Consider the following 11,718-nt stretch of genomic DNA (forward strand, 5'->3'; position numbering starts at 1 on the left):
TATAAAAACCGCTGGAATATTGATTTTACGCGGTTTTTCCATTAACTAATTAGTTATAGGATTTAGTTAAAGACATCGGTTCAATTTAAACCGGTGTCTTTTAATATTTACTAAAGAGTTTAAAACATATTCTAGAATTTGGAGGTTTTTGTCTGAGTATGTTGTTTAGTTGTAATGAAGTAATCACTGATGCTAGTGTTAGATAGCACAGTGCCTCATGTATTCGAACATTATTAAACCCGTTCACATAGTCAAAAAGTTCAAGGTTAAGTTCTTGCGGGTTGGAAAAGACCCTACCACATGAATTTTGTTTTGGTGATCTTAAACATATCTTCCGCTACGTCATTGTCATATGAAGTTCCTTTTTCACTCAACGATCTCTCAATATCAAAGGCATCTATATTAGCAGCGATCAAGAATTTTGATGTTTGGCAATTACATCATTTATTGCCTATTCGCTTTACATGGAGCGGTGGGTATGATACAGAATCATGCCCGCAGAAGCTTCATGTCAAGGGACAATAGATATGAAATTTTATACATATAATTGAATGTTTTTATTTTTCATTTCACGAATTTTTTACTCATCAAAAATATTCGTGATGAAATAAACATCACAACAGCTGGTATTCCTAACGGTCAACCAAGGTTTATAGCTTTCAAACTCTCCTTGACTACGTCCCCTTCTTTGATATAGTTATCAAATTCATACAGAAACCTTGCCATGCCATCCTCCCTTCATAAAAAATGCACAACTTGCTGAAAGGGCTATCCAGACAAGTTGTGCATGTTGATGCTGCTTTTTAAATTTTAGATTTTGTATAGATACAAAAAAAGTTTTAAAAAAAGATATCGCAAACACCTTGATTTTTCAAGGTGTTTTTTATTGTAATTGACAAAAAAAGTTTTAAAAAGATTTTCATCCCAATCATTTTGTGACAAAAAAACTTTTAAAAACAGTGTATTAATTCAGAGGGAGTCTTTGTATATTTATACATCACCGTCATAAAACAGGAATTATTTATTATTTTAACATATAACATCCAACTTATCTGTCTTTTTTGCAGCCATATTTCCCCTCCTCCAAAAAAACTATAAATAAAAAACATTTTATTTTCTCTAATAATTTTATTATTTTCGACACTATTTTTACAATTTTAGAATCAAATGCATCACCTTTTTCACCATTGCCATTCATCACTGGTGAAAAAGCATTCTCTACATACCATTCATACCTGCTCATCATCTCAGGCAGTCCTAGTCTTTTTTTCACCAAATTCGAGCAGATCATCATCGTGAATCCTCCAGCCTTCTTTTCTGTTTTCGGAACGTTCCGCTCTAATTTTTTCTTCGCGAATCCAACGAGTAACCATTTGAATCGAATCTGTAATGTAGTATAGTTGGAGGATTTTTAGTGCTTGATGAACATGATATACTTCCACTTCTCCCCAATCCCAAATTATTTAAAAGGAAAATATGTGAGTAATGTTTATACCTATGACATTCCCTAAGTAATCTGATGAAAATAAAAAACGTCTCGCTTGAGAAGCCAGACGTTCCATTTAATTAGCTACATCAAAAAAATTCTATTAGCTAAAAACAATAAACCTCATTATCCGCAAAAAGATAATGAGGTTTATTATTTCTTAACCAAAGAAAGTCTGAAACAATAAATATGCGTTTAAGCTGATAATCACAACAGCTACCATCCAAGCAAGAACTTTCAACCATAATGGGTTAGCGAATTCCCCCATTTTCTTTTTATCACTTGTAAATTGAACAAGAGGAACCACCGCAAAAGAGAGCTGTAAAGAAAGAATCACTTGGCTCAAAATAAGTAATTGAGCCGTTCCACTTTCGCCATAAAGAGCAGTTACAACAACAGCTGGGACAATGGCAATCAATCGAGTAATAAGTCTTCTTAACCAAGCAGGAAGTCTAATGTTTAGAAAGCCTTCCATCACAATCTGACCAGCTAAGGTTCCTGTTAATGTTGAGTTTTGACCAGAAGCCAACAAAGCAACTCCAAATAAAATACTTCCAAGTGTTGTTCCAAGCAGTGGAGAGAGCAATTGATAAGCATCTTCAATCTCTGCGACATCCGTCATTCCTGCTTTGTGAAATGTAGCAGAAGAAACAATAAGGATCGATGCATTAATAAATAAAGCAAAGAATAGGGCAATGGTTGAATCCCAAGTAGCATATTTGATCGCTTGTCGTTTACCCAAGCTGTTTTGTTCGTATTGACGTGTCTGTACAATGGAAGAATGCAGATAAAGATTATGAGGCATTACTGTTGCACCTAAAATACCGATTGCGATATAGAGCATTGCTGGATTGTTAATAATCTCTGTGCTTGGAACAACCCCCTTCAATATGCCACCTACATCTGGCTTAGAAAGAAAAATTTCAGTCGCAAAGCAAGCACCAATGGTTAGAATTAAAACAATCACCAACGTTTCGATATAACGAAAACCTTTATTCTGTAATAGCAACACGACCAGTACATCCAAAGCTGTAATAATCACTCCATATATTAACGGAATTCCAAACAACAATTTCAACGCGATTGCCGAACCTATCACTTCCGCTAGATCACAAGCCGCGATTGCCAACTCGCATAAAACCCATAAGACCATTGCCACTGGCTTGCTGTAATGATCTCGGCAAGCTTGGGCTAAATCTCTTCCCGTTACAATTCCTAACTTGCCAGCTAATGCTTGTAGCAGAATTGCCATTAAATTTGAAAGCAAAATAACGGAAAGTAACGTGTATCCGAACTGGGAACCTCCTGCAATATCAGTCGCCCAGTTTCCTGGATCCATATAACCCACGGCAACTAAGTATCCTGGTCCAGCAAACGCCAGAAACTTTTTCATCCAAGAACCCGTCTTTGGTATACGCAAACTTCTATATACTTCGGGTAATGTTGGTTGTGTCCGTTTATTTCTCCAACCTTCCTCAACTGTTAACGGAAGTTTTTTTATATTTTCACTCATGATAATCATCTCATTATTGGTTTGTGCTAAATATTTTGCATTAGGGAAACTTTTTGGATAAAAAAATTTGCTCCTACACCCAGAATTAGATATATGTAAGAGCAAAGAAAATGTTGCCTAAATAAATTGTATATCGGAAAATATTTTAGTCAAGGGAAACTTTTTACCGCTTATTAGTTCTTAGGCGCGCTAAAATATTGAATAGGGTACTGACATTGCTCTATATTGATCATACTTTTCATTAGACTTTCATTTCTCCGTGATGGATTTGAGAGGTTTCAATTTGAATGGTTGTATGCAGAATCTTAAATTTTTCTTCAATCATGTGAATGGCATCTTGTAAAACCTTTTGGCTGTCTTGGTGATCTTCAATCAAAATATGGCAACTTAATGAATGTGAAGTATGATCGTAGTCATCATTGGTTTAGTCAATGAAGCGTGAGTATTGGCTCCAAGTGCGATGCCTGTTGGAAAATTGTGCAGGGCAATACTGAATGTTAAAAATAGACCAGAATGTACGAATACGTCTTTTTTAGCGTCATTTGTAATAATGATCACATGATGAGAAACCTTTTCTAGATGCTTGTAAATAAAATAACCCAAAATCAATCCGACAATCGCAATAAACCAACCTCCAATTTCTATGCTTTCAGGCAAAATTTCCAATGTGACCAGTCCGAATATCATTCCACTACATATTGAAAAAATGGTCGGTGTTCCTTTTTGCCAGCCTTTAAACAACCAAGCAATCGCTCCACCAGATAACATTCCAATAGCAGAAGCAGAAAACCCTAAAAGCCAAAGTGAGTTCATCCATCATCCCCCCTTGTACTAAGTTGTCTTTACTTTTATATCTGCCAAACCCATAAAATATGCCTTAAGAAAAAAAATCCTCCGCCGTGGGAGGATTTTTTTGTTTTTATGAGACTTTGACTACGAAAGGAACGGTAATGACCTTGCCTTCGTGTTGGAACTGACCCCAAATTTTATAGATTCCACTCTTAGGAAACTTGGTCATAAATTTAGCGTCTGGTCCTTTTGCCTTCTCGTCCATTGGATGTACGTGTAAGTATTCCTCTATATCTTTACTGATGATGACAACGTGTCCAACAGCACCTAAGTATGGTTGTAAATTAGTAATCGGTCGACCTGTCTTTTGATCTTTGATGTTAAAGTTCAATGTAACGTCTGTTCCAGCTTTGAGTTCATCAAAAGATAATGTAATTTCCTTGCCTTCTACAGCTTTAGTTAAATTTTCGTCCGGTTTGAGTGGAGTGGTTTGTGCTTTTTCTCCCCCAACCGTAACAGTGTGGTTTTTTACAACTTTTGATGTCCCTTTTGGAACATAATCGGCATATAATTTATATTCTCCTCCAGCAGGGAAGTTTAAGGAAATCGTAAACAGTCCGTCACCTTTGTATTCAGGGTGTAAATGATCAAAATAAGATAAATCTTTACTTACCACAATCAGATGCATTAGCTTTTCGTGCTGAATATCAAAATCTTTAACAGGTTTTCCATCTTTATCGTTAATTTGAATTGTTAATTCAACCATTTCATTGCTTTTTGGAGTTTCTTTTGAAAACTTCCAAACAGTCTGAGTAGCGATATCTTGGGACTGATTCGTTTCGTGATGCATTCCTTCGTGATTTTCACCTTGTTGCATATTTTCGTGATTCGTATGTTGGTTTTCATTGGTATTGTCGGATTTACCACATCCATTTGCAATCAATAAAGCGGAGATTAGAGTTAATAGCATTATTTTTTTCATATTGATATTCATATTGATACTTCCCCCTTTCTAGATTAAGAATTTGTGACAAAAGATTTGACTTTCTAAATATATTGCAAAAATGAACACATTGATAAATAGAAGAGTTACCGATCTATAAAAGGCTTTTTCTTAACTATGGGCTATATGTTTGGTACCATTGGAAAAATAAGTAGAACAATTATTGCAATAATGGGCTTATGTGTCAGCATTGGTCTAGCAATTGGATTTTCTTTATTAACAGGAACTTTTTATTTGATATGGCGATGTATACGGGCTATTGAGAAGCGAAGTTAATCTTTTATTCTCAATAGCCTCATACTGTTAAGAATAACCAACAAAGCTGCTCCAGTATCGCTTAATACTGCCATCCATAAGGTAAGCCAACCTGGGAAAATTAGAGCCAAAGCAACAAACTTGATAATCAGCGAAAACCATATATTTTGCTTTATAATTTTTAAGGCTCTTCGACTTAATTTAATGGTGTGAGGCAGTTTTTCTAAGTTATCTGCCATAAGAACAATATCGGCTGTTTCCATAGCCGTGTCCGTTCCTGCGCCCCCCATTGCAATACCCAAATTGGCAGTGGCTAAGGCAGGAGCATCATTAATACCGTCACCAACCATTGCGACCCGTTTACCTTCGTCTTGTAACTGTTTAATGGCTTTTACCTTGTCTTCTGGCAATAGTTCGGCAAAATAACGATTGACACCCGTTTGAGAAGCCACTTTTTCGGCAGTTCCTTTGTTATCACCCGTGAGCATTACTATTTGCTCTACACCCACATTTTTAAGCCCTTGTAATGCTTTTACCGTTGTCTCACGGATGGTATCAGCAACAGCGATAATACCAAATATCTGCTCTTTTGTCCCAACAATGACAAGCGTATTTCCTTCGTTTTGAAGGGTTTTCATTTGGGACTCATACTCACCAATAGGAGTATTCAGTTCTTGGAACAGTTTCAAGTTTCCTGCAAAGTATTCCATACCTTCAATCGTTGCTTGAACACCCTTACCGACAATGCTCTTAAATAATTCCCCATTTCGAGAAGGAATATTTTTTTCTTTTGCGTAATTAACAACAGCCAATGCAATGGGGTGAGTGGAGTATTCCTCTAAGGTGCGAGCAATCGATAACAAATCCGTTTCAGTCGTATTGATCGGTATTACTTGTGATACTTTTGGCTTACCTTCGGTTAAAGTACCTGTCTTATCAAACGCAATCGCATTAATGGAACCAGCTGTCTCTAAGAAGGTTCCGCCTTTAATCAGAACACCGTTTTTGGCGGCATTTCCGATTGCCGAAACGATTGCCACAGGCGTAGAAATAACTAACGCACAAGGACAAGCGACAACCAATAGTTCTAACCCTCTATAAAACCAATCTCCCCAAGTTCCAAAGCCAAGTAGAGGAGAAAAAATCATGACCGCCAATGCTAATGCAAAGACAATAGGTGTATAAATTTGTGCAAATTTATCAACGAATGCTTGGGTAGGAGCTTTCTTTTCTTGTGCTTCTTCCACTAAATGAATGATTTTCGAAATGGTCGTATCTTCAACAAGCTTCGTGACTTTGATTTCTAAGGAGCCGTGTTCGTTAATTGTTCCTGCATATACCGTATCGCCAATTTGCTTATCAACTGGTATGGACTCACCTGTAATGGGTGCTTGGTTAACGCTTGATTCGCCTTGGACAACTTCACCGTCTAATGGAATTTTGTCACCTGGTTTGACAACAATGATATCTCCAATAGCTACTTCTTCTACAGGTTTTCTAACTAAGTCCTGACCTTGTTTTACCCACGCTTCAGGTGGTGCTAAATCAAGCAAACTGCGAATGGAGTTTCTAGTCTTTTCAATGGATTTAGTTTGTAAAGCATTCCCCAATGCGAACAGCCAAACTACGGTAGCCCCTTCAAGCCATTCACCGATTATAGCAGCCCCAATCACTGCAGCTGTCATCAATACATTCATATCTAAGGAACGACTTTTTATGGCGTAATAAGCACTTTTAGCTGGCTTATATCCACCGATCAATATGGATAAAGCATATAGAACATTTACAACAAAAGTAGACATATCGTTTAGAGAACCAAGAAAACCAAATAATAAAAAGAACCCTGATAGTACAAGAAGATTGTTACTTGATTGTGTTGTTGGCATATCTGTTTTGGCTCGTCTATTGGAAACGAGAGAGGCTTTATAACCAGCTTTCTCAACCTCTTTCATGATTTCTTCAACAGAATTGTCGTGTTCAATCTGCATTTTTCCCGTGGAAAAATTAACGCTGACACTTCTTACAGAAGGATGCTGTTTTAAATGATTTTCAATTGTTAAGGCACAGGAACTACAATCCATTCCTTCAATAGTATAAGTACGTACATTCCCTTTTTGTTCAATTGACTCCAATGTATAACCCAGCTTCTTCATCTCCGCCGGCAATTTTTCTAACACTGACCGATTTTCAGCTACAACTTGCATTTTACCGGTGCTGTAATTGACGCTGACGTTCTTAATGTGTTCCAGTTGTCCAATGCTTTTCTCAATGGTCAACGCACAAGCAGGGCAATCCATTCCGTGAACTCGGAACTCCAACTTGTGACCTGTGACTTCGGATAAATCAGATTCGTCACCTTTGGGCTTGGATTCTGCAGAACAACAATCATCTTGGCAGGACACTTTTGGTGCTGAAGTAGAACAACAATCGTCTTGGCAGGACGCTTTTGATTCTGGAGTAGAGCTTATTTGAATCAAATTCAATTCTGTTTTCAATTTTGGTTTTTGAGTTTCTTTGCAGTTATCACCATTACAACAAGTATTTCTTTGTTCTTTGTCGGGCATTATCATCACCTTCTTAATATAAATGGCTAGTGCATCGGGCGATTTCCGTTTGTACTTGATTTAACACTTCGTCAAACAGTTCAAGCATTTCTTTAATCTTTTCATTCCGTAGAGAATAATAAACAAATTTGCCTTCTTGTCGCCCCACAATAATTCCGCAGCCCTTTAAACAAGCTAAGTGTTGTGAAATATTCGACTGATTACCTTGAAGCTCTTCAACGATTTGGGATACCGTTTTTTCCCCATTCTTAATGCATTCCAATATTTGAAGTCTAGTTTTATCAGAAAAACCTCGAATAAATTTAGCTTTTACGTCTAAATAATTTTGTTCCATTTATTTCATCTCCATTTCATATCAGTATTCACTAATGTGATTATCTATGTTCATATTAGCATTTTCTAATACATTGGTCAAATAGGCAAAATGAAAACCTCACCTTTCGTTTTCGGAAAAGTGAGGTTTGTTTATTATAAAGGCATTGGAGTTTTCGTTGGTTTTGCGTAACCTTCTTTGTACTTTTCATCAATGTAATGGCGAATTTCCTTTATAGATTTGCCTTCTTGTTTCATTTTAATGGATTCAGCTGCGATTTGTAAGCAAACTCCACAACGAGTACCGTGATCATCCCAGACAACGGAACCATCTTCATTGATTTTTTTGACAAAGCAATTCATACTACTTTTATGTCCAGCACTCTCGCCACAACCGCAATAACAAGGAATCCATTGTAACAACTCTGTTGATTTGCCTGCAGCTTGATATACCAAGCGAATCTCTTCACTTTGACCTTTTAAAAAGGTCGGTAAAACATCAGCAGAAGCAGTTTTTTCTTGCAAATCTCCATTGGAAGAATGCTCTTGATGTGATTGTTCTTTATGGGAACTGCAAGCCGAAATGATCAAAGTGAGTATAAGTAAAACAATAATTCCCTTATATTTCATCCTTGTCACCTCTTATAACATTAGATATGACTAATATATCATAAGGGGTAGACATATTTAGCGTAATAATCAATTGTTCAAAATATTGTCGATTTATAAAATTAAATCAACATATTAGTCAGTTATAATATGACTTGATAAATAAAGAAAGGATGGAACAAAATGTTAAAAAGACTCATTTTATTTGCTTGTTTGTTGGTGTTGTTGCCAACAACAGCATTAGCCCATACGGGTCTTGAAAGTTCAACGCCAAGCGATAAAGAAACAGTAACAAAACCTTTAACAGAAATTGTTTTGGAATTTAATACGCCAATTGAAAATCTCAGCACATTTACCCTTTTAGATAAGAAAGGACAAAAGGTAAAGGTCGATCATATTGCAGTTGAAGACAAAGTATTAAAGGGAACTTTTAAGAAACCATTACCGAATGGAGAATATATGGTTAACTGGAAGATTGTCGGGGAAGATGGACATATCATAGAACGCAGTTTCACATTTACCGTAAATGCACCCGAAGAAAAGAAACTTACACCAACTGAAACAGCCGAGAAAACCCCAGCATCAAAAGATAATAAACAAGAAATGAAGCCAAACAAACCTGATTCTACGAACAATGATAAAAATAATTTTATGATGTACTTGTTCATCGGAGCTTCGTTGGTTGTTCTGCTTATTATGACTACGTTGCTATTGAGGAGAGGAAAATGATTTATCTATCTGAACTTTTACTGTATGTTTGCTTTTGTATTGTGGTCGGAAATCAATTGCTAGCGTTTGTTCCAGCCGATAAACGTCCAACGGTTGCTGTTCCTAATTGGTTAATTAATCTCTGTATTATTGGAATAGCTTTATTATCCTTTTCACCAGTTTTAAGGGTTACACTCATCTTTGCAAAAGATTATAATGTGAGTTTTTGGACCATTTTTAAAGGCATATTAATGGATTTCAATATTGGACACGCTTGGTTAGTTACTTTGTTTTTATGTCTTATTTTATTGCTTGTGCGCATTTTGAAGAAAATGACGAATGACCCAATCCTTGAACATATGGGAGCCTTTTTGACTTTTGCTTTAATATTGGCTTTTGGTTGGGCAAGTCATTGTACGGCAAGTTATGAATTAAAAGGCTTTATCCCTCACGCAATCCATTTTCTATCTGTAACCGTCTGGATTGGGGTATTGTTTGTTGTCGGGTGGTTCTCAAAAAACAGCGATAATTGGCTGAAATTCTTGAAATGGTTTAGTCCAATTGCTTTTATATGTGTAATCACAACGATGAGTGCAGGCTTCTTCTTAATGAATTTGTTAGTTCCTGATTATGTGAATTCGTGGATCGTTTCGTACGGACAAGCTTTGCTTATTAAACATTTATTTATTATTCCGCTACTGACTTTTGCATTGATTAATGGTGTACTTGTGAGAAGAAAGATAAACATAAATCCAAACTTTAATCCGATTCCATGGGTAAGAGCGGAAAGTGTTATGGCTTTGCTTGTTTTTACATCTATGGCAGTGATGGGACAACAAAGCACTCCTGAAAATATTGCAGCCATTATAAAATTTGAGAAACCGTCCTGGTTGTTTGAGGCTTTTTACAATGGGAAAATTGAACAAGATATATCCATTCATTTCGGAGTCAACGCTTTAAGCATTGCGTCAGCTATCACTGCTATATTGTTCTTAATAGCATTGGTTGTTTTGTTCAGAAGAAAAGACAACGTTTTTTTGTCCGGTGTTTGTGGAGTCCTGTTTGTAATATGTGCATATGTATCGTTAATGATTGGAGTTGTCTAGTTATAAAAAGGGGGCTGTCCAAAAAGTCAGGGTAACTGACTTTTTGAAGCCCCTCTCATTTTTTTCATTTTTGGTTCTATACTAAATGTTGGGGTTAAGAGACTTTTCAGGCAAAATAAAAGCACTTACGAAGATCTCCCTTTAAAATGATAGTTGGCGACTACATCAAAAAGGAGATTTCGTAAATGCATTCTCATTTTATCACAAAACTGCTTGGGTTAGAAGATGTTGAAATCACTCATGTAGAGGATCAAATCACTCACTTTGAAATCCATATTCAAACGCCTGTAAAAGTTCAAAAATGCCCCTGCTGTCAGAAGGAAACTTCCTCTGTCCATGATTATCGAATTCAAAAGATTCGTGATGTAAAGGTCTTTGAAAAATATTGTTTTCTCATCTTGAGAAAGCGCCGATACAGATGTAAGTCCTGTGGAAAACGGTTCTACGAACCCTATTCTTTTCTAGAGCGTTACCAACGCCATACGAAACGACTCCTCCAAGCTCTTTTGGTTAAAGTGAGGGAGTATAACTTTAAGCAGGTTGCCAAGGAAACAGGACTTGGGCATTCCACCGTCATTCGGCTCTTTGACAAGTACTATTCCTATGACAATAAGGCCCTCCCGAAAGTTCTGGCCATTGATGAATTTAAAGGGACTTCTGAAACGGGCAAGTACCAATGTATCATTGGCGATCCTGTAAACCGAAGGGTTTACGATATCATTCCTAACAGGAATCTATCCACCCTAAAGGAATACTTCCGTACACTTCCAAGGGAGAAAATACAGATGGTGGTCATGGATATGTGGCAGCCCTACAAGACGCTCGCTTTGAAAAGTTTTGATAAACCGATTCTGGTGGTCGATCGATTCCATTATGTTCGGCATAATGTCTGGGCATTGGAACGGGTAAGGAAGAGAGTCCAGAAAAACTTTCAAGAGAAGGATCGTAAATCCATGAAGAAGTTGCGTTATCTGCTTCATAAGCCACATGCCCATTTGAATGCAGATGAAATGGAACAGCTGAACTATTTCTTTTCACTGGCCCCTGACTTAAAGAAGGCCTATATCGTAAAAGAGACCTTCCATAAGTGGCTGAAGGAAAGTGACAAAACAAACGCCAAAAGAAACCTTGAGCACCTCTATAAGGTCATAGAGGAATCGGGACTCGAAGAATATCAATACATGAAAAGAACATTCAAAAACTGGGAAAAGGAGATCTTAAATTCCTTTCTCTTCCCTTACACGAATGGATTTATTGAGGGAATAAACCACAAGATTAAAGTCATCAAACGAATGTCATATGGCATTCGGAACTTTAAGAGACTAAGAAATAAAGCTTTATGTTCACTCATCTAGTCAACTACAAAAAAAGGG

The 11,718-nt window shown here is 36.8% G+C and carries 10 protein-coding genes and 2 pseudogenes; 3 read left to right on the forward strand and 9 right to left on the reverse strand.

All coding sequences use genetic code 11. The features are described 5' to 3' along the window. Positions 1-196 precede the first annotated feature (196 nt). The 9 genes and pseudogenes from GRQ40_RS16420 to GRQ40_RS16455 all read right to left on the reverse strand — a co-directional run. Positions 197-392 (reverse strand): annotated as a pseudogene (locus tag GRQ40_RS16420) (IS3 family transposase); the annotation flags it as partial. Positions 393-1,048: 656 nt separating this feature from the next. Next, a complete protein-coding gene (locus tag GRQ40_RS18660) occupies positions 1,049-1,294 on the reverse strand; it encodes a hypothetical protein (protein WP_236546351.1) in 246 nt (81 codons plus the stop codon). 352 nt (positions 1,295-1,646) lie between these two features. Continuing rightward, positions 1,647-2,999, reverse strand: a complete 1,353-nt coding sequence (locus GRQ40_RS16430; protein ID WP_159720386.1) for an Nramp family divalent metal transporter — start codon at positions 2,997-2,999, stop codon at positions 1,647-1,649. Between the two features lie 241 nt (positions 3,000-3,240). After that, positions 3,241-3,393: pseudogene (locus GRQ40_RS18665) on the reverse strand (cation transporter); the annotation flags it as partial. Continuing rightward, positions 3,387-3,812 (reverse strand): ZIP family metal transporter, encoded by a 426-nt coding sequence (locus tag GRQ40_RS19085; RefSeq protein ID WP_370514177.1) that lies wholly within the window; start codon positions 3,810-3,812, stop codon positions 3,387-3,389. The pseudogene GRQ40_RS18665 and the gene GRQ40_RS19085, both read right to left, overlap by 7 nt. A 106-nt stretch (positions 3,813-3,918) precedes the next feature. Then, a complete protein-coding gene (locus GRQ40_RS16440) occupies positions 3,919-4,770 on the reverse strand; it encodes a hypothetical protein (protein ID WP_159720954.1) in 852 nt (283 codons plus the stop codon). Between the two features lie 293 nt (positions 4,771-5,063). Next, a complete protein-coding gene (locus GRQ40_RS16445; RefSeq protein WP_159720387.1) occupies positions 5,064-7,610 on the reverse strand; it encodes a heavy metal translocating P-type ATPase in 2,547 nt (848 codons plus the stop codon). A gap of 13 nt (positions 7,611-7,623) precedes the next feature. Further along, the gene (locus tag GRQ40_RS16450) at positions 7,624-7,944 is read right to left on the reverse strand and encodes an ArsR/SmtB family transcription factor (protein ID WP_159720388.1); all 321 of its coding nucleotides are present in this window, start codon (positions 7,942-7,944) and stop codon (positions 7,624-7,626) included. Between the two features lie 134 nt (positions 7,945-8,078). After that, positions 8,079-8,552: a PCYCGC domain-containing protein gene (locus tag GRQ40_RS16455; protein WP_159720389.1), complete on the reverse strand. Its 474-nt coding sequence runs from the start codon at positions 8,550-8,552 to the stop codon at positions 8,079-8,081. A 162-nt stretch (positions 8,553-8,714) separates the two neighbouring features. Here GRQ40_RS16455 and GRQ40_RS16460 point away from each other — a divergent pair, with 162 nt between their 5' ends. The 3 genes from GRQ40_RS16460 to GRQ40_RS16470 all read left to right on the forward strand — a co-directional run bounded on the left by GRQ40_RS16460 (position 8,715) and on the right by GRQ40_RS16470 (position 11,700). Further along, positions 8,715-9,260, forward strand: a complete 546-nt coding sequence (locus GRQ40_RS16460; protein WP_159720390.1) for a copper resistance CopC family protein — start codon at positions 8,715-8,717, stop codon at positions 9,258-9,260. Continuing rightward, positions 9,257-10,345, forward strand: coding sequence for a copper resistance D family protein (locus GRQ40_RS16465; RefSeq protein ID WP_090950961.1), 1,089 nt, complete (start codon positions 9,257-9,259; stop codon positions 10,343-10,345). Before GRQ40_RS16460 ends, GRQ40_RS16465 begins: the two co-directional genes overlap by 4 nt. 185 nt (positions 10,346-10,530) lie before the next feature. Then, entirely contained in the window at positions 10,531-11,700 is a 1,170-nt protein-coding gene (locus tag GRQ40_RS16470; protein ID WP_159720391.1) for an ISL3 family transposase, read from the forward strand. Positions 11,701-11,718 lie beyond the last annotated feature (18 nt).

This window comes from Anoxybacillus sp. PDR2 (genome assembly GCF_009834045.1).
GTDB classification, from domain to species: domain Bacteria; phylum Bacillota; class Bacilli; order Bacillales; family Anoxybacillaceae; genus Anoxybacteroides; species Anoxybacteroides rupiense.